Annotated in this window: 20 protein-coding genes; 9 read left to right on the top strand and 11 right to left on the bottom strand. The window is 68.7% G+C overall.

The window, feature by feature from the left end; all coding sequences use genetic code 11:
* Positions 1-140: 140 nt before the first annotated feature.
* The 4 genes from OKW78_RS00905 to OKW78_RS00890 all read right to left on the bottom strand — a co-directional run bounded on the left by OKW78_RS00905 (position 141) and on the right by OKW78_RS00890 (position 4,212).
* Positions 141-1,649, bottom strand: coding sequence for a TrkH family potassium uptake protein (locus OKW78_RS00905; RefSeq protein ID WP_281193456.1), 1,509 nt, complete (start codon positions 1,647-1,649; stop codon positions 141-143).
* A gap of 1 nt (position 1,650) precedes the next feature.
* Positions 1,651-2,988 (bottom strand): Trk system potassium transporter TrkA, encoded by a 1,338-nt coding sequence (gene trkA / locus OKW78_RS00900; protein WP_281193455.1) that lies wholly within the window; start codon positions 2,986-2,988, stop codon positions 1,651-1,653.
* Between the two features lie 70 nt (positions 2,989-3,058).
* Complete coding sequence (locus OKW78_RS00895; RefSeq protein ID WP_281193454.1) at positions 3,059-3,967, bottom strand: mechanosensitive ion channel family protein; 909 nt, start codon at positions 3,965-3,967, stop codon at positions 3,059-3,061.
* Positions 3,967-4,212 (bottom strand): YhbY family RNA-binding protein, encoded by a 246-nt coding sequence (locus OKW78_RS00890; RefSeq protein ID WP_281193453.1) that lies wholly within the window; start codon positions 4,210-4,212, stop codon positions 3,967-3,969. Before OKW78_RS00890 ends, OKW78_RS00895 begins: the two co-directional genes overlap by 1 nt.
* Positions 4,213-4,380: 168 nt before the next feature.
* Between OKW78_RS00890 and OKW78_RS00885 the strand changes: the two genes are divergently transcribed.
* From OKW78_RS00885 to OKW78_RS00875, 3 genes are read left to right on the top strand one after another with little or no spacing between them, the layout of a single operon-like run.
* Entirely contained in the window at positions 4,381-5,448 is a 1,068-nt protein-coding gene (locus tag OKW78_RS00885; protein WP_281193452.1) for a metal ABC transporter substrate-binding protein, read from the top strand.
* A 4-nt stretch (positions 5,449-5,452) separates the two neighbouring features.
* Positions 5,453-6,313: a metal ABC transporter ATP-binding protein gene (locus OKW78_RS00880; protein WP_281193451.1), complete on the top strand. Its 861-nt coding sequence runs from the start codon at positions 5,453-5,455 to the stop codon at positions 6,311-6,313.
* Positions 6,310-7,314 carry a metal ABC transporter permease gene (locus tag OKW78_RS00875; RefSeq protein ID WP_281193450.1) on the top strand — a complete coding sequence of 335 codons (1,005 nt, stop codon included), beginning with the start codon at positions 6,310-6,312 and terminating at the stop codon, positions 7,312-7,314. Before OKW78_RS00880 ends, OKW78_RS00875 begins: the two co-directional genes overlap by 4 nt.
* A gap of 35 nt (positions 7,315-7,349) precedes the next feature.
* Here OKW78_RS00875 and OKW78_RS00870 read toward each other — a convergent pair whose 3' ends face one another.
* The 6 genes from OKW78_RS00870 to ribH form a co-directional block, all read right to left on the bottom strand.
* Positions 7,350-7,856, bottom strand: a complete 507-nt coding sequence (locus tag OKW78_RS00870; protein WP_281193449.1) for a DUF5797 family protein — start codon at positions 7,854-7,856, stop codon at positions 7,350-7,352.
* Complete coding sequence (gatA, locus tag OKW78_RS00865) at positions 7,853-9,163, bottom strand: Asp-tRNA(Asn)/Glu-tRNA(Gln) amidotransferase subunit GatA (protein ID WP_281193448.1); 1,311 nt, start codon at positions 9,161-9,163, stop codon at positions 7,853-7,855. Before gatA ends, OKW78_RS00870 begins: the two co-directional genes overlap by 4 nt.
* Positions 9,164-9,478, bottom strand: coding sequence for an Asp-tRNA(Asn)/Glu-tRNA(Gln) amidotransferase subunit GatC (gene gatC, locus OKW78_RS00860; protein ID WP_281193447.1), 315 nt, complete (start codon positions 9,476-9,478; stop codon positions 9,164-9,166). It abuts the gene before it with no gap.
* 74 nt (positions 9,479-9,552) lie between these two features.
* A complete protein-coding gene (locus OKW78_RS00855) occupies positions 9,553-10,032 on the bottom strand; it encodes a universal stress protein (RefSeq protein ID WP_281193446.1) in 480 nt (159 codons plus the stop codon).
* Between the two features lie 135 nt (positions 10,033-10,167).
* Complete coding sequence (locus tag OKW78_RS00850) at positions 10,168-11,322, bottom strand: pyridoxal phosphate-dependent aminotransferase (RefSeq protein WP_281193445.1); 1,155 nt, start codon at positions 11,320-11,322, stop codon at positions 10,168-10,170.
* 91 nt (positions 11,323-11,413) lie between these two features.
* A complete protein-coding gene (gene ribH, locus OKW78_RS00845) occupies positions 11,414-11,818 on the bottom strand; it encodes a 6,7-dimethyl-8-ribityllumazine synthase (RefSeq protein ID WP_281193444.1) in 405 nt (134 codons plus the stop codon).
* Between the two features lie 113 nt (positions 11,819-11,931).
* On the opposite strand from ribH, the gene msrA reads away from it, so the two are divergent.
* The 5 genes from msrA (at position 11,932) to OKW78_RS00820 (ending at position 16,154) form a co-directional block, all read left to right on the top strand.
* Complete coding sequence (gene msrA, locus OKW78_RS00840; RefSeq protein ID WP_281193443.1) at positions 11,932-12,468, top strand: peptide-methionine (S)-S-oxide reductase MsrA; 537 nt, start codon at positions 11,932-11,934, stop codon at positions 12,466-12,468.
* Between the two features lie 78 nt (positions 12,469-12,546).
* Positions 12,547-13,515 (top strand): rhomboid family intramembrane serine protease, encoded by a 969-nt coding sequence (locus OKW78_RS00835; RefSeq protein ID WP_281193442.1) that lies wholly within the window; start codon positions 12,547-12,549, stop codon positions 13,513-13,515.
* Complete coding sequence (locus tag OKW78_RS00830) at positions 13,516-14,358, top strand: endonuclease V (RefSeq protein WP_281193441.1); 843 nt, start codon at positions 13,516-13,518, stop codon at positions 14,356-14,358.
* A gap of 184 nt (positions 14,359-14,542) precedes the next feature.
* Entirely contained in the window at positions 14,543-15,166 is a 624-nt protein-coding gene (locus OKW78_RS00825; protein WP_281193440.1) for an adenylate kinase, read from the top strand.
* Positions 15,167-15,242: 76 nt separating this feature from the next.
* Positions 15,243-16,154: a DUF106 domain-containing protein gene (locus tag OKW78_RS00820; protein ID WP_281193439.1), complete on the top strand. Its 912-nt coding sequence runs from the start codon at positions 15,243-15,245 to the stop codon at positions 16,152-16,154.
* A gap of 60 nt (positions 16,155-16,214) precedes the next feature.
* Here OKW78_RS00820 and OKW78_RS00815 read toward each other — a convergent pair whose 3' ends face one another.
* Positions 16,215-17,531, bottom strand: coding sequence for a DHH family phosphoesterase (locus OKW78_RS00815; RefSeq protein WP_281193438.1), 1,317 nt, complete (start codon positions 17,529-17,531; stop codon positions 16,215-16,217).
* A 118-nt stretch (positions 17,532-17,649) separates the two neighbouring features.
* Here OKW78_RS00815 and thiL point away from each other — a divergent pair, with 118 nt between their 5' ends.
* Positions 17,650-18,588 carry a thiamine-phosphate kinase gene (thiL, locus tag OKW78_RS00810; RefSeq protein ID WP_281193437.1) on the top strand — a complete coding sequence of 313 codons (939 nt, stop codon included), beginning with the start codon at positions 17,650-17,652 and terminating at the stop codon, positions 18,586-18,588.

Raw genomic sequence — 18,588 nt, 5'->3', positions numbered from 1 at the left:
TTCGTGGGGCGAATAAGTAGGCGTCGATGCGGTCACGGGTCGACGGCCACCGACACGATCCGATGAATACCGGCACGGCCCGCCGATGACCCACGTCAAACCGCCGGCGACGACCGATGAGGTCCGGAAAGTCGCGTGACCTACGACGTCCAGAACGCCCGGGTGAACAACACGAGCACGGGGATTATCTCGATCCGGCCGATCCACATCAGGACGACCATCACGCCGCGGGTCGTCATCGAGAAGGAGGCGAACGTCCCGTAGGGGCCAGCCTCGCCGAAGGCGGGACCGATGTTGAGGAAGGTCGTCGCGGCCGCGCCCATCGCCTCGAACTCGGTGACGCGCAGGTCGGCGCGCTCGGCGTCGACGACGATCACGACGGTGAGTAAAAAGAATATCACGATGCTGAGGAGGAGGTAGCCGTAGATGTCGCGGATGACCTCCTCGTCGACGGGTTTTCCCGTGACTCGGATCGGACGGACCGCCTCGGGGTGGATCGCGGTGTAGAGGTTCCGACGGAACGCCTTCAGCGCGACGAGCCACCGCAGCGACTTGATCGAACACGTCGTCGATCCGACCATCCCGCCGACGAACATACACGCGAACAGCACGTGCTTGGCCGCGGGAGCCCACTGGACGTAGTCGGTGCTCGCGTATCCCGTCGTGGTCACGATGGAGGCGACGTTGAAGACGGCGTGGCGGAGCGTCCCCTCGGCCCCGAACGTCGTCGACGGATCGAGAAACAGCGCGATCGCGACGACCGAGGAGAAGGTCGCGAGCACGCCCAGATAGAAGTGGAACTCCTCGTTTCGAAGGAGCCGCATCGGCTCGCCGTTGATGAAGAAGTACAGCAGGACGAAGCTCGTCGACCCGACGACCATGAACGGGACGACCGCCCACTGGATGACGGGATGGAACGCGCCGACGGAGAGCGGCTCCGGGGAGAACCCGGCGGTCGCCACGGAGGTGAACGCGTGTGCGACCGCGTTGTAGAGGTCCATCCGCGGGTCGAACGCGAGCCCGAGCACGAAGTAGGTCGCGATCGCGAGAACGGTGAGACCCAAATAGAGCCCCCAGATGAGCCGGGCGGTCGCCGATATCTTCGGGGTGAGCTTGTTGACGTCCTGCGTCTGTGACTCCGACTCCATCAGCTGTGCGCCACCGACCCCGATCTCCGAGAGCACCGCCGTCGCGAGGATCAGGATGCCGAGTCCTCCGAGCCACTGGATCACCTGCCGCCACATCAGCACCGACCGGGAGTGGAGGGAGAAGTCGCGGAGGACGGTCGCGCCCGTCGTCGTCAGCCCGCTCATCGCCTCGAACATCGCGTTGACGGGATGGGCGATCGTCCCGACGCCGGCGACGACGAACGGGATCGCGCCCACGGCGGCGACGAGAAACCAGATCAACGCCACCGCGAGGAACGCCTCCCGCGGTCCGAGGTCCTCCTCGGGGTCCGCGAGCCGTCGGAACCCGGACCCGAGCGCGAGGGTGACGGCGATGGCGACGAGGAACGGAAGCGACGACTCGGCGTAGTAGACGGAGAGGAGAAGCGGAAACGAGAGCGGGACGACGAGGTACGTGAGCACGTCGCCGGTGAGCCCCACGCTCGCCCGCCAGCCGACGCGGACCCGTCTCGTTCGGGTCATCTCAGGCCATCGAAGCGATCTCGCCGACGTCGTCGGAATCGACGAGCAGGATCACGTGATCTCCGGGCTGAAGGACGGTGTCTCCCCGCGGCGTGACGAGCGCGTGGTTCCGGGTGATCGCGCCGATGACGAACCGGACGTCGATCTCGTCGACGAGCTCGGAGATCGGGCGGCCGACGAGCCCACATCCCTCGGTCAGCTCGAGTTCGAGCACCTCCGCCTGGTCGTTCTCGAGGACGGCGATGTTCTCTGCGACGCTCTCGTAGGTGAAGCGGGTGATCTCCTCGGCGGTCACGGTCCGCGGGTTGATCGCGATGTCGATGCCGATCTCCTCGAAGACGGTCACGTAGTCCGCGCTGTCGACGACCGCGATCACGCGGTCGACGCCGAGCCGTTTCGCGAGAACCGCCACGAGCAGGTTCTGCTCGTCGGAGCCGAGCGCGGTGACGACGATGTCGGCCTCGTCGACGTGCTCCCGCGAGAGGAACTGGGTGTCGGTCGCGTCGTGTTCCATCACGACGGTGTTCGGGAGGTCCTCCGCGAGCGCCCGCGCGCGCGCCGAGTCCCGCTCGATCAGCCGCGGTTTGAAGTCGCGATCCTCGAGCAGCCGGGCGGTCTGGTAGCCGATCTCGCTGCCCCCGACGATCACTATCTCGTCGGCGCGGCCGGGCGTGGCGTCCGGCGCGACGTCGTTGGCGAACGACTGGACGCTCTCGGGGCTTCCGATCACCACGGCGCGGTCGCCGGCTCCGATGTCGGTGTCACCGCGCGGGATGATCATCTCGCCGTTACGGAAGATCCCGACGAACGTCAGCGACTCGAACCGGTCGGCCTCGGACACCGTCTGTCCGGCCACCGGGCTCTCGGCGGCGATCTCGAACTCCGCCATCTGGACGAGCCCGCTCGCGAACGGGTCGACGTCGATAGCCGCGGGAAGGCCGATGACCCGGACGATGTTCTCGGCGGTCAACAGGTCCGTACACACCATGAAGTCGACGCCGAACGCGCCCTCGTTTCCCTCCCACGTCCGGAGGTACTCGGTGCTCTTCACGCGGGCGATGGTGAAGCCGTCGCCGAGCGTCTTCGCGGTCCCGCAGGTCACGAGGTTGGTCCGGTCGTCGTCGGTACAGGCGATGACCATGTCCGCGCGCTCGACCTCCGCGGCGGTCTGTATCCCGGACGTGGTCCCGTCGCCGGCGATCGTGAGCACGTCGAGTTCGTACTTGAGCTGTTCGGCGCGGTCGGGGTCGACGTCGACGACGACGACCTCGTGGTCCGGCGCGAGGCTCGCGGCGATGCTCGTGCCGACCTCGCCGGCACCGACGATGACCACGTGCATGGATGCACCCATTCGGCGGAGTTACAAGTGGATTTCCATCGCGGGTGGGTCGGTACTCGGTCGCCGTCGCCTACGCCTCCCCGCCGAAACTCGCCGGTTCGGTCCACGCGTCGCGCCCGGAGACCGTCCGCTGGGGGAACGGGATCGTGATGTCCTCCTCGTCGAACCGCGCTTTGACCGCCTTCACGTAGTCCGCTCGGGCCTTCACGAAGTCCGCCCGCGAGGGGTCGTCGATCCAGATCCGCGCCTGGAGCCCGACGTACGAGTCGGCGAGCTCTGTCAGCCGCACCGAGGGGGCGGGGTCCTCGAGGATCGCCTCGCTACGCTCGGCCTCCTCGACGATGATCTCCGTCGCGCGGTCGATGTCGTCCCCGTAGTCGATCCCGAAGACGAACTTCAGCCGCAGCGTCTTCTTCGCGACGGGGTTCTTGACCACGTCGCTGGTCAGGGCGTGGTTCGGCACCGTGAGCAGTTCGTTGTCGAAGGTTCGCACACGGGTGACCCGGAACGAGATGTCCTCGACGACCCCTGAGTTGTCCTTCCACTCGATCCAGTCGCCGATGCGGAACGGCTTGTCCGTGTAGATGAACACGCCCGCGACGAAGTTCTTGATCACGTCCTGGAGCGCGAACCCGACCGCGAGCGTGGCCGCGGCGGCGATCGTCGCCAGCGACCGGAGGAACCCCTGGTAGCCGGCCGCGCCGAACGCGACCGTGACGCCCGCGAAGAGCACGAGGAAGGTCGCGATCTTCTGGAGCGGCCGGCGCGCGTGCTCGTCGAGTCCCTGCCGGTCGAACAGCCGTCCGACGAACGGGGAGAACACCGCCTTGTTGATCACGTACACGCCCGCGAGCACGACGAGGAATATCCCCGCGGAGACGACGACGCCGGCGAACGGGCCGAGATACGGTTCCAGAAGGTCGCTGACGGGTGCCGTCGGGGCGGGATCGGTGCCCGTCGCCGTCGCGACCGCCGTCATCAGTGGAACACCGCCGTGTTCCCGCGCGTCTCGATCAGGTCGGCCCCGACCGTCTCCGCGAGTTCGTCGGCGAGTTCGTCCGTCGAGGTACCGCCGCGGGCGGCCCGGAGGAACTTCGCTTTCACCAGTTTCCGGTCGTCGAGCTGGTCGGACAGCTCGTCGACGACGGCCTCGATGCCGCTCTTCCCGACCCAGACGGTGACGTCGAGGTCGTGTGCCTCCTTGCGGAGCTGCTGGTCGGTCATACCCGATTCACTCGCTCGCCCGCATTGAAGCTTGAGGTTCGTGCCCGCCGGGGTCCTCACGGTCCGGCGCTCCCGCCAGTGCTCCCGCCGACTCGCCATAATTAGACTAGTCTAATCTTTTCATTAGATGCGCAAAGACTATGCGTGTCCCGGGCGGACGAGGAGGCAATGAGCGTCGATGGAGACGGGACGGAACGAAACGGCTCGGGGGTCTCGCGGCGTCGCGTCCTCGCCCTCGGTGCCGGGAGCCTCGCGGGCGGAGTCGCCGGCTGTCTGGGAGGATCGGCGACACCGGGTGCCGACGGGAACGGTGACGACGGGAACGACGACGGACCCACGGTCGTCGCGTCGTTCTTCACGTTCTACGACTTCGGACGGCGACTGGCGGAGGGGACGGACGTGTCCGTCGAGAACCTGGTCCCGACGGGCCTCCACGGCCACGGGTGGGAGCCGGACCCGTCGATACAGCGGCGGATCACCGACGCGGACGCCTTCATCCACGTCGGCCCCGACTTCCAGCCGTGGGCCGACCGCGCGATCGACGCGCTCGCGTCCGAGTCGATCGAGACGGTCCTGATAAACAGCCGGGAGGGGATCGAGCTGATCGACCTCGGCGAGGGGCTCACGGAGGACGAGGCGGTCGAGGGAGCGAAGGACCCGCACTTCTGGCTCGACCCGCAGCGCGCGAAACGCTCGGTCGAGAACCTCGCGAGCGGGCTGACGGACGTCGCTCCGGACGCCGAGGAGGTGATCCGTGAGAACGCAGCGGCCCTCGAGGCCGACCTCGACGACGTCGACGCGGCGTGGGAATCGACGTTCGAGGCGGCCGAGCGCGACGTGGTCTTCCTCGCCGCGCACAACGCGTTCGGCTACCTCTCGGACCGGTATGCGACCACCATCGAACCGCTCGTGGTGAACCTCGCGGCCAACGGCGACGTTCGCCCCGCGGACATGCGCCGAGCCCAGGAGACGATCGCCGAGAACGACATCCGACACATCGGGGCGGCGGTCTTCGAGCCGATCCGCTCGGCGAGGCAGTTGCTCGAACAGACCGACGTGGAGGCGTACTACCCCGTGACCCCGTACGCCGGGACCGCGGAGTCGTGGGCCGAGCGCGGCTGGGGATACTTCGACATCGCCCGCGAGGTCAACGCGCGGACGTTCCGGATCCTCCTCGGCGTCGACTCGCCCGAGGACGTGAGCTTCGTCGACTACGGCCGGAACTTCGAGCCCTGATACCATGTCGTTCGAAGGGATCCCATCGATCGGCGTCGACGCGGTCGAAACGAACCGGCCGGGCGAGAACGGGGAGACCGACCGCGTCGTCGACGTCGTCGACCTCACGTTCGGATACGCCGCGGCACCCGTGGTCGAGGACGTCTCGTTCGGCGTCGACCGCGGTGAGTACGTCGGAGTCATCGGTCCGAACGGCTCCGGCAAGAGCACGCTGTTGCGGCTCGCCTTAGGCCTCCACGATCCCGACGCCGGGAGCTGCCGGCTGCTCGGTCATCCCTCGCTCGCGTTCGCGGAGCGCGAACGCGTCGGCTACGTCGCACAGGACGTGACCGAGAACACGAAGCGGATGCCCATCACGGTCGCGGAGGTCGTGTTGATGGGACGGTTCCCCCACGCCGGGTTCGGCCGGGTGACCGAGTCGGACCGCGAACGCGTTCGCGAGGCGCTCCGGACGGTGGGGATGGAGAGACTCGCCGATCGGAAGATAACGGCCCTCTCGGGGGGACAGCGTCAGCGGGCGTACATCGCGCGGGCGCTCGCCGGCGAGGCCGAGCTCCTCGTGTTGGACGAGCCGACGGTCGGCGTCGACGCCGAGTCGGTGGACGCCTTCTTCGAGCTGCTCTCCGACCTCAACGATGAGGGGATGACGATACTCCTCGTCGAACACGACATCGGTGCCGTCCTCGAGCACGCCTCGCGAGTGATCTGTCTCAATCGCGAGGTGTACTTCGACGGGTCGCCGACGGCCTTCGCCGAGAGCGACGCCCTCGACCGGGCGTACGGGACGAACCTCGGCGGGAGGAAGGGAGATTCCGACGGGGGGAAGGGAGATATCGACGGGAGAAACGGAGGTGACGGGAGATGACCGCCCCCCTCATCGGCGACGCGGTCCGGGCTCCGTACGACCTCCTCGCGTGGCTGATCGGGCTGTGGAGCGACGCCCTGGCCGCGGTCGGCGACGCGCTCGGGATCGGCATGCTCGACTACGTCTTCATGCACCACGCGCTTCTCGTCGGGGGGCTGATCGCGGTCATGGCCCCGCTCGTGGGGACGTTCCTCGTCCACCGGCAGATGGCGCTCATCGGCGACGCGCTGGCACACACCGCCTTCGCGGGCGTCGCGGTCGGGCTGTTCGTCAACTCGCTTCTCGGCACGGGGATATCCCCGTACGTCACGGCGGTCGTCGTCGCGATGCTCGCCGCGCTCGCCATCGAACTGATCTCGGAGGTCACCGACGCGTACAACGACGTCTCGATGGCGATCGTGCTCTCGACGGGGTTCGCGCTCGGGGCGGTCCTCATCAGTCTGAACACCGGCGGACTCGCCGTCGGGATCAACCAGTACCTGTTCGGCAACCTCGCGACGGTCTCACGGGAGAACGCGGCGCTTCTCGTCGTGCTCTTCCTCGTCGTCTCGATCGTGGTGACGATCACCTACAAACAGCTGTTGTACGTCACTTTCGACGAGACCGCGGCCCGCGTCGCCGGCCTCAACGTCTCCTGGTACAACCGCCTCATGACGACGCTGACCGCGATGGTCGTGGTCGGCGCGATGCAGATCATGGGCGTGATCCTGGTCGCCGCGATGCTCGTCGTGCCCGTCGCCGCGGCCGCCCAGGTCGCCCGCGGCTTCCGTGAGGCGCTCCTCGCGTCCGTGGTTCTCGCGGAGATCGCCGTGATCGTCGGTATCACGCTGTCGTACCGGTACGAGGCGACCGCCGGCGGCACGATCGTCCTCGTCGCCGTCGCGGTCTACGTCGGCATGGTGTTGGCCGGGAAACTCCAGTCGCGGCGGGACGTCGTCGAGGAGTCCGAGGCGGTCACGGGAGGGATGGACGCCGCGGCCGGCGGATCGGCGGAGGACTGAGCCGGATTCGGCGGATCGACCGGCGATCGAGGCCGCTACTCGTTGACTTCCACCGTGACCGCGTCCCGCTCGACCGCGAGACGGAACGTCGGCACCGTCCGGTAGACCACCTCGACGACGTTCTTCCGCTCGAGGCTCCGGAGCGCACGGCGGACCTCCCCCACGTCGGGGTCGATGTCGTAGGTCCCCCGGAGTTCCTCGAGGACGCTCACGACCGACTGCGAGCGCTCGTCCGGGCCGGCGACGACCGCGAACACCCGGGCTTCGAGCTCGGGGACGCGGATCGTGTCGGGGGCGGCTCCCTTCGCGACCGCGTCCGCCTCGATGCCGGGTTCGACGTCGACGAGGTCGTTCGCCTCCGCGGTCGCCCGGATCAGGCTGTCGTCGTCGCGGTAGTAGTAGTCCTTTAGGTGGTTCTCGAGGTAGCGGTGGACCTCGCTGCCGCCGTCGACGCCCCAGGCCTCCTCCAGCTCGGAGTTCTTCGTCGGCTGGAGCCGCACCACGTCCGCGAGACGGTCCAGTTCCTCGTCGGTCAGGCTCATCGGTCCTCGACCGCGCTCGCCGCGCGAATGACCGTCGCCTCGTCGAACTTCGGGCCGACGAGTTGGAGGCCGACCGGGAGCCCGTCGGCCTCGCCCGCGGGCACCGAGATCGCCGGCAGGTTCGCGAGGTTGGCGGGCGTCGTGTTCGCGTCCGCGAGGTACATCCGGAGCGGGTCGTCGAGGCTCTCGCCCAGCTCGAAGGGGAGCACGGGCATCGTCGGCGACGCGATCACGTCCACGTCGGCGAAGGCGTCCTCGAAGTCCCGTCGAACCCACTCGCGGGCGTCCTGGGCCTTCCGATAGTACTTGTCGTGGTATCCCGCCGAGAGCGCGTAGGTCCCGAGCAGGATCCGGCGTTTGACCTCCGCGCCGAACGCCTCGCGGGTCTCGGCGAACGACTCGTTCCAGTTGCCGTCCGAGTCGGCACGGTGGCCGTACCGCACCCCGTCGAACCGTGCGAGGTTCGAGGAGGCCTCGCCGGTGGCGATCACGTAGTACGCCTGGACCGCGTGCTCGACGGAGGGGAGGGAGATCTCGGTCGTCTCCGCGCCCTGCACCTCGAGGTCGGCGATCGCGGCCTCGACCGTCTCGACCACGCGCTCGTCGGCCCCGTCGAACAGCTCCGTCGGCACGCCCACGGTCAGTCCGTCCACGTCGCCGTCGGCGGCCGCGGCGTATCCACTCTCCGGGACGCCCGCGTCAGCGCCGTCGACCTCGCGCGGATCGCGGGTCGTCCCGTCGTTGGGGTCGGGGCCGGCGATGACGTCGAGCGTCTCGGCGGCCCTCTCGACGGTGCCCGCGATCGGGCCGATCTGCTCGAGCGAGTTGGCGTACGCGACGAGACCGTACCGCGAGACGAGCCCGTAGGTGGGCTTGATCCCGACGACGCCACAGAACGCGGCCGGACAGCGCACCGACCCGCCCGTGTCCGATCCGAGCGCCACGTCGGCCTCGCCGGCGGCGACCGCCGCCGCGGACCCGCCCGACGAGCCTCCCGGTACGCGTTCGGGGTCGGCGGGGTTCCGCGTCGGGCCGAACGCGGAGGTCTCCGTGGTGGTTCCCATCCCGAACTCGTCCATGTTGGTCTTCCCGACGACCGTCGCGCCCGCGTCGGTCAGCCGCTCGACGACGGTCGCGGAGTACGGCGGGACGTAGTCGGCGAGCATCTCCGAGCCGCAGGTCGTCCGGACGCCCGCGGTGGAGATGTTGTCCTTGACCGCGACGGTCGCGCCCGCGAGCGGCCCCGAGGCGTCGGGATCGCCCTCGATCGTGTCCTCGGTGATGAACGCGTTGTAGTCGGTCGCCATCTACGACACCTTCGGCCCCTTGAAGAAGCCGTCCTCCGTCTCCGCGGCGTTCGAGAGCGCCTCCTCCCGTGTGAGTCCCTCCTCGATCTCGTCTTCGCGCATCACGTTGACGAGGTCCTCCTCGCGGTCGAGGTCGGGGACCTCGTCGAGCGCCTCGAAGTACTCGAGGATCTCCGCGAACTGGTCGGCGAACGCCGCCGTTTCTCCCTCCTCGAGACGGACTCGGGCCAGCTCCGCGACGTGCTCCACTTCGGCGGCGTCGACGGCGGGGTCGTCCCCGTCGGCCGAACCGTCCGAATCCGGCGTGTCTGTCATACCGGGAGGTACGACGGGCCGGGAGTAAGGGTTTCGGAACGCCGAACCCCCGGCGGTCCTCGCCGCCGATCAGATCACTCGTCGTCGACCTCGTCGGCGCGAACCGTCACCACCGGCGCGTCGGCCAGCCGAACGACCTTCTCGGAGACGCTGCCGAGCAGGTACCGTTCGACGCCGGTGTGACCTTCGGTGCCCATCACCACGAGGTCGATGTCGTTCTCGTCGATATACGCGAGGATCTCCTCGTGGGGGTTCCCCTGCCGGGCTACCGGAACCGTCTCGATGCCCTCGAGGTCGTCCGCGAGCTCTTCGACGTACGGTTGGGCCCGTTCCTCGACGGCCCGCCGTCGTTCCTCCTCGGACGGACGGTCCCCGGTGTAGCTTTTCACGCCCGTGAGGTAGTTGCTTCCAATCCCGAGATGGGCCTGACGCGTGTCGACGACGTGCAGCACGTGAACGGTGGCGTCGAACGCCTCCGCCAGTTCGCGTACGTGTGCTATCGCGGCCTCGGAGCCGGCGCTCCCGTCCGTGGGGAACAGTATGTGTTTGTACATGTCCTCACCACGGGGACGATCCGCACAGGCGTATAAAAATCCCCCCGGCGAAACCGATGTTCCGGCAAAAAACGATACCTCGGCGAAACCGATGGGACGACCGGGACGGCCCGTCGCACTCGGTTCGTCGACGACCTAGAGCAGGTCGTTCGCGACGAGCCGGTCGACCGCCTCGCGCAGGCGCTCCTCGCTCGCGGCGTAGGAGATCCTCGCGAAGCCGGGAGCGTTGAACGCGTTTCCGGGCACACAGGCGACTGAAGCCTGCTCGATCGCCCGCTCACACCAGTCGGCGTCGTCCGCGTCCACGGGTATCATCATGTAGAAGGCTCCGTCGCCGACGTCGACGTCGACGCCGTGTTCGTCGAACAGATCGACCAGCAGATCCCGACGGTCGGCGAACGCCTCGCGCATCTCCTCGACCGACTCGTCGGTGTTCTCGAGCGCCTCGACGCCCGCGCGCTGGACGAAGTTGGTCGCACACGAGACGGAGTGCGAGTGGAGCTTGCCCGCCTGGCCGACGAACCCCTCGGTCGCGTGGAGGTAGCCGAGACGCCAGCCCGTCATCGAGTACGCCTTCGAGAAGCCGTTGACCGTCACCGTGCGGTCGGCCATCCCGTCGAGGCTCGCGAGCGAGACGTGGTCCGCGTCGTAGACGATCCGCTCGTAGATCTCGTCGGAGATCACGGCGAGGTCGTGTTCGACCGCGAGGTCGCGAACGCCCTCGAGCGCGGCCTCCGAGAACACCGCGCCGGTCGGGTTCGACGGGGAGTTGACCACGAGGAGTTCGGTGTCGTCGGAGACCGCCTCGGCGAGGTCGTCGAGGGCGGGCTCCAGCTGGAAGCCGTGCGGAGCCAGGTCGACGCGGGAGAGGTCGCCGCCGGCGAGCTTCGCCATCGCCTCGTAGGAGACCCACGCGGGGTCCAAAAGCACTACCTCGTCCCCGTCGTCGATCAGCGTCTGGAACGTCTCGTAGAGCGCCTGTTTGCCGCCGGGAGTGACGACCACCTCGTCGGCGGTCGCGTCGATCCCGTCGTCGCGGAGTTTCGCCGCGATCGCCTCACGAAGGGACGGGATCCCGTTCGAGGAGGTGTACCCCGTATGCCCCGCGTCGAGGGCCGTCTTGCCGGCCTCGACGACGTTCTCGGGCGTGTCGAAGTCGGGCTCGCCCACCGAGAGATCGACGATGTCCGCCCCTTCGGCCTCCTTTTCGGCGGCCAGGTTCGATATCGCCAGCGTCGCGCTGGGCTCTACGCGTCCGATCCGGTCGGAGTAGTCGTATGCGTCGGTCATTGTGTTCCGTTGGTCGTGTGTCGTTTGGTCGTGAGCTTCGTCGATCGTGGGGAGCCGTCAGCCGTGAGGGTCCGTCGATCGTGGGAGTTCGTCAGTCGAGCTCCTCCGTGAGGTCGATGGCGGCACGAGCGGCATCCGCGCCCTTGTCTATCCGCTCGCGGGCCTCCGCCCCGGACATTCCCGGGCCGCTCACGCCGAACGTGACCGGGGTGTCGCGGTCGAGGCTCACCTCCGTGAGCTTCTCCGCGGTCGCGTTCGCGATGACGCGGTCGTGGTCGGTGTCGCCGGTGACGATCGCGCCGACGACGGCGACCGCGTCGACGTCCTCCCGCCGTGCCAGCCGATCGGCCGCGAGCGGGCTGTCGTACGCGCCCGGCACGCTCACTTCGTCGACGACGACCGCGTCGCGCTCGGCCGCCGCCTCCCGGGCGGCCTCGGCCATCGGTTCCGTCACGGAACCGTTGAACCGCGCCACCACCAGTCCCAGCGAGACCATACCACGGCTGGGAGGGGGGACGGCAAAGGTCTACCGTTCGGCGACGAGGACCGGCACGCGCTGACGGGATCCCTCGGACGGTGTTTAATAGGCTCGCGCCCCTATCGGGGGACATGACGGAACCCCTCGAAACGGCGACGTTCGGCGGCGGCTGCTTCTGGTGTGTCGAGGCGGCGCTCGAGGAACTCTCGGGCGTGGAATCGGTGACATCCGGGTACGCCGGGGGCCACACGGAGGACCCGACGTATCGGGCGGTCTGTACCGGCGAGACCGGCCACGCGGAGGTCGTCCAGGTCGAATACGATCCCGAGGTCATCACCTACGACGACCTGCTGGAGGCGTTTTTCACGATCCACGACCCGACACAGCTGAACCGGCAGGGACCCGACGTGGGGAGCCAGTACCGGTCGATCGTTCTCGCGCACGACGAGGAGCAGCGCGAGCGGGCCGCGGCGTACATCGAGGCGCTCGACGAGGAGTACGACGACGAGGTGGTAACCGAACTCGAGCCGCTGGAGACGTTCTACCGCGCCGAGGAGAAACACCAGGACTACTTCGCGAAGAACCCGGACGACGCCTACTGTACGTTCCACGCGCAACCGAAGGTCGAGAAGGTCCGCGAGAAGTTCGAGGCGAAGGTCGCGAAGTAAGAGGGACGTTCGCGACGACGGAGCCCGACTCGACCCGAGAGCCAAACCGCTTTAGGACCGCCGCCGTAAGGGGCGGTAATGGCGACGTGCGACGAGTGCGGGGAGTACGAGAACCTCCCGTACCAGTGTCGACGGTGTGGGCGGACGTTCTGTGCCGACCACCGGCTGCCGGAGAACCACGACTGTCCGGGGCTCGCGGAGTGGAACGACCCCGGCGGCGTCTTCGACAGCGGCTTCGACGACGGCGTCGAGGGCGGACCGGCGGGCGGCACCGGCGACGCCGGGGGCGGCGGCGTCACGAGTCGGATGAAACGGCGGATCGAGCGTGAGACCGGGACCGGCGGCCTGCTCGGCTACTTCCGCGGGAACGCCACCTACGTGTTGCTCGCGGCCATGTGGCTCACCTTCGTGGCGCAGTGGGCGGTGACGCTCACCCTCGGCGAGGCGGCCCACAGCCAGATATTCGTGTTGCGGTCGGACGCGCTCGGCAACGTCTGGACGTGGGTCACCTCCGTCTTCTCGCACTCGCGGGGCGGGCTGTTCCACATCCTCGGCAACAGCATCGTGCTGTTCTTCTTCGGCCCGCTCGTCGAGCGCGCGGTGGGTTCGAGGAAGTTCCTCGGCTTCTTCCTCGCCTCGGGGATCCTCGCCGGGCTCGGCCACGTGCTGTTCGTGCTCGCGACCGGCGGACTCGTGGGCGTGCTCGGAGCCAGCGGCGCGACGTTCGCGATCCTCGGCGTGTTGACGGTCTGGCGGCCGAACCTCGAGATCCTGTTGTTCTTCGTGATCCCGATGAAGCTCAAGTACCTCACGTGGGGCGTGGCGCTGATCTCCGCGCTCCTCGTCGTCTCGACGGGCGCGGGCGGCGTCGGCGGGATCGCCCACGTGGCCCACCTGATCGGGTTCGCGATCGGCCTCGCGTTCGGCACGCGGAACCGCGACCTCGCGCGTCATGCGGGCGGTCCGGGCGGAGTCTCGATGGGCGGCGGTCGCGTCCGTGGACCGGGCGGTCCGGGCGGACCCGGCGGCCCGGGCGGACGGTTCTGAATGCCGCCGGACTCGATCGCGAACCCGGAGTACCTCCCCGACTCGGACCGCTCGCGCGAGGAGATGGAGTCGCTCCAGCGTGAGTTGGCGGCGGAAGCGACGTTCGTGGACGACCTCGAGTTCACCCCCGACGACGTCGCGATCGACGAGGCCGCCGACCTCTCGGGGGGACTGCCGCCCGCGGCGGACGAAACTGCTGCTGTCTCGTCCGCCGACCCCGACGCTCCGGTCGTCGTGGGGATCGACCAGGCGTTCCGTTCCGAACACGACGAGGCGGTGTCGGCCGCGGTCGCGATCCGCGACGGGACTGTGGTCGAGTACGCGGACGCGGTCACGCCGCTTTCGATCCCGTACGTTCCCGGGCTGCTCGCGTTTCGCGAGGGAGAACCGATCCTCGCCGCGCTCGCGAACCTCTCCGTGACTCCCGACCTGCTCGTCTGTGACGGATCCGGTCGGATCCACTACCGCGAGGCCGGGCTGGCGACGCACGTCGGCGTGACCCGTGACCTCCCGAGCGTCGGCGTCGCGAAGAGCCTCCTCTGTGGCGAGCCGGACGAGCCGGTCGGGGAGCGCCCCGAGGGATGGCGAACCACGATCCGCGCCGACGACTCGGTGACCACCGCCGCACCGGGGACGGTCATCGGCCACGCCTACCAGTCGCGACAGTACCCGAACAGCCGTCGCGTGAATCCGCTGTACGTGAGTCCGGGCCACCGCGTGTCCGCGGAGACGACCGTCGACCTCGTCGCGGCGCTCTCGGCCGGCTACAAGCTCCCGGAGCCGACCCGCCTCGCTGACGCGCACGCGGACCGAGTGAAACGCCGACTCGGGGAGAACGACTGATCGGGCGGCCCCGTCCACGACCGATCGCGGCGCGGTGGCGTCGCCACCGGTGGTGCGGTGGCGTCGCCGTCGCTGGCGCGTCGTGGCCGCCACGACGCGGATCACCGCGATCCGCAACGTCGATCCGAGTCTTCCGCCGATTCGGATCTTCAAGGCTTTACGTGCGCGGAATGACCGCTCCGGTATGAGCCACCGGATCCTGCTTCTGGGCGCGCCGGGCGCCGGCAAGGGGACACAGAGCGCGAAACTGGCCGCGGAGTACGGGATCGAGCACGTCACCACCGGGGACGCGCTCCGGGCGAACAAGGACATGGAGACGGAGTACGGGACGCCCCGATCGTTCATGGAGGCGGGCGAGCTCGTCCCCGATCCGGTCGTCAACGAGATCGTGAAGACGGCCCTGGAGGACGCCGACGGCTTCGTGCTCGACGGCTACCCGCGGAACCTCGAGCAGGCGGAGTACCTCTCGGGGATCACCGACCTCGACGCCGTGGTCCTCCTCGACGTCGACGACGAGGTGCTCGTCGACCGGCTCACCGGCCGCCGCGTCTGTGAAGGATGTGGGGCGAACTACCACGTCGACTTCCAGCCGCCCGAGGAGGCCGGCGTCTGCGACGAGTGCGGCGGCGAGTTGGTCCAGCGTGAGGACGACACCGAGGAGACCGCGCGCGAACGGCTCGAGGTGTTCGAGGAGAACACCGAGCCCGTGATCGAGCACTTCCGCGAGGAGGGCGTCCTCGAGGAGGTCGACGGCGAGGCGACCCCGGATCGGGTCTTCGATCGGATCAGAGACGTCGTCGAGGCGTGATCGGTCCCGTCGTCGCGACCGTCTCGCGGCGACGATCCTACAAGGTTCTTAACCGTCGACCGCTAACCGCTCGATAATGAGTAAGGTCGAACGGCGCGTCCGCTCGCTCGTCTCGGAGGACGGCGAGATGCGGGACGCGATCGAAACCGTCCTGGATCACGCCGCCGACGGCGAGGTCCAGTGGGTCGAGGTCCGCGACGAGATCACCAGCGGACAGTGGGGACGGCTCATCGAGAAGGAGGTCCTCGTCGACGGCGAGACCGGGTTCGCGCTCGCCGACCGCGAGGCGATCGAGGCCGGATTGACCGACGACGACGGGAGCGGTGGCGGCGGCGACGCCGAGACCCCGGAGACCACCTCGTGGACGAAGTGGGACAAGCTGGCGGCGCTGGCGACGGTCGGCGCGTTCGTCGGCTACGCGGTCTCGCCGGTTCGAAACGTCATCGCCGGCGCGATCGACTTGGTGTTGGGCCCGCTCCTCGAGATCGTCCCCTTCTACGTCATCATCATGGTGATCGCGTTGGGAACCGGCCTCTACTCCACGCTGTTGCGCGCGGGACTGATGGACATGGAGAAGATGAGCCAGTACCAGGACCGCATGAAGGAGATCCAGGAGCGCCGAAAGGACGCCAAGGAGCGCGACGACCAGGAGGCGCTCGACGCGATCCAACAGGAGCAGATGGACGCGATGGGCGACCAGCTCGGGATGTTCAAAGAGCAGTTCCGCCCGATGGTGTGGATCATGTTCCTGACCATTCCGGCGTTCCTCTGGATGTTCTGGGTCATCGGCTATCGCGGGTCCAACGCCGCGTATCCCGCGATCGCCGCCCAGGAGCTCGTCGTCCCGCTCGCGGGCACGGTCACCTGGGACGCCGGTCTCGTCGGCCCGATCCAGATGTGGATCGTCTGGTACTTCCTCTGCTCGATGGCGTTCACCCAGCTGGTCCAGAAGAGTCTGAACATCTCGATGTCGCCGTCCTCGTCGTAGGTAGCTCGTCGTCGGAAGCGATCCGAAACGGAGCCCGTTCCTGCCGTCGTTTTCCCTCGTCTACTGATCGTCGTCAGCGACCGCTTCGTCGGCATCGTCGTCGTCGACAGCGTTGCCCGCTTCGACCTCCTCCGCGACGGCCTCGAACGCGGCGAGAATGACCCGCTTACACGCCTGTCCCTCCGTGCTCCAGTGGTGCGCGTAATCGAGCATGTCGTCGTAGATGTCGGGCTTACACCCCGCCGCCTGCGGGTGGCCCCCGCCGTTCACCTTCCCTGCGACCTCGTGGGCGTGCTGGAAGTCCTCGGAGCCGCGGATCGACGCCGAGCCCGCGGGCTTGACTATCACGACGGCGTCGGCTCCCTTCTCTCGAAGGCGCTCGGCCACTTCGTTCTGTGAACACCGGCCGTACGTCACCGCGACGCGCCAGTCGCCGACCTCGTGGGTAGCGGCGCGGTCGACGGCGGCGTCGATCCGCGCGGCCTTCTCGACCCGGCGCGCCTCGACGTACTCGCGGACGACGGGCGGGAGGTCCGCCCCGTACGCGCCGATCACGGCCGCGTACTCCTCGCTCCCGGACCAGTAGGAGTAGTCGGCGAGGTCGTCCGAGCGGGAGTCCTCCTTGATCCAGAGGTCGTGGTCGCGGGTCACCGCCGCGAGCTCGGTCCAGCGCTCGTCGAAGTCGTGATCGAGCGATCGGAGCGTCACGTCCGCGGTACACTCCTCGTCGGACTCGCCGACGACGAGGTCGACGCCGCGCTCTCGGACCGCCGCCGCGACCGCGTCGTTCCACTGGTGGTGGTCGAACCATCGGATCGACTCGCACGACTCCGAGAGCGCGTCCAGCGCCTCCTCGATCGGCTCGAACTCGTCGGGACAGAGGTCACAGACGTAGAGGTCGATCCCGTCGTCCGCGTACGCGACGACGCGTTCGAGGGCGGTGTCGAGCGAGTACGGCCCGGCCGAGACCAGGCCCACCGGCGACTCCGCGTGGGCGTTCTCGGTCGGATCGTCGGCTTCGGCGACTCCCGCGGCATCCTCGTCGGCGTCGGCGGTCCCGCCGTCCACGGCATCGTCGCCGTCGGCGGTTTCAGCCTCGCTGGTTTCGGCCCCGTCCGTCGCTCGCTCCGCGATAACGGTCTCGAAGGGTTCGACGTCGAGGGCGGCGTCGTACGCCTCGCGGATCATCGCGGCGCAGGCGAGCCCGTCGGCGTCGCCGTCGGCGATCACGACCGCCTCGCTGCCTTCGATCGTCTCGCGGGCGCGCCGCTCCGCGCGTTCGTCATCGAGCGAGTCGGGGTAAAAAAAGCCCGTTCCGGGAAGTTTGGTGTATCGGGACAGCGGGGTCCCGGTCTCGTCGATGAGGTCCTCGTCCATACCCGCAGGCCGGGCGGCAGCGGGAAAACTCCGCCGCTCCGCGACGGTGACCGCCGAGAACGAGAGCGGTCGGTCGCCGACCGAACCACCTAACCCCCCGCCGACCCCTTCGGGGAGCGTGAACGAGCGCGACGCCCTCCGGAGACTCGCGGCCGACCTCCCCCGCGCCGGCGACGACGCGGCCGTCGTGGACGGCACCGTCATCACCACCGACATGCTCCACGAGCGGACCGACTTCCCGCGGGGAACGACCCGGTACACTGCCGGGTGGCGCGCGGTGGGAGCGTCGCTGTCCGACGTCGCAGCGATGGGGGGAGCGGCGACCGCGGCCGTCGCCGTCTACGCCGACGAGACGTTCGATCCGGGCCAACTCGACCGGTTCGTCGCCGGCGCGGTCGACGTCTGTGAGGCCGTCGGCGCGGAGTACGTCGGCGGCGACCTCGACGAACACGTGGAGTTCACGACCGCGACGACCGCCATCGGGACCGTCGACGGCGGCGACGCCGCTTCCGCTTCCGGCGGTGTCACCCGGAGCGGGGCCGAGCCGGGCGACGCGCTCTGTGTGACCGGCGAGTGGGGCCGCTCGGCAGCCGCGCTCCGGCTCTTCGAGCGCGGAACCGAGGCCGCGGTCGAGCGCGCGAACGACCTCTTCCGCTTTACCCCCCGGATCGCCGACGGTCGGGTGCTGGCCGGGAGCGCGACGGCGATGATGGACTCCTCGGACGGTCTCGCGCGGTCGCTCCACCAGCTCGCGGAGGCGAGCGAGGTCGGATTCGCGCTCGACCGCGACGCGGTTCCGGTTCATCCCGCCGTCAACGACGTGATCGGGGACGGTGGCAGCGTCGGCGACGCCGACGGCGACGAGGAACGCTTCGAGCTCGCCGCACACTTCGGCGAGGACTTCGAGTTGGTGTGTACGGTGCCGGACGCGGACGTCGATCGGCTTCGGGAGGAGTGTCCGGCCGGCCTCGTTCGGGTCGGGACGGTCGTCGAGGCGGACGAGGAGGTCGCCGCCGACGGCGACCCGCTTCCGGACCGCGGGTACACCCACGGCTGA

Source organism: Halorubrum sp. F4, assembly GCF_027257195.1.
Taxonomy (GTDB): Archaea; Halobacteriota; Halobacteria; order Halobacteriales; family Haloferacaceae; genus Halorubrum.
This window is presented reverse-complemented; position numbering and strand designations above follow the sequence as displayed.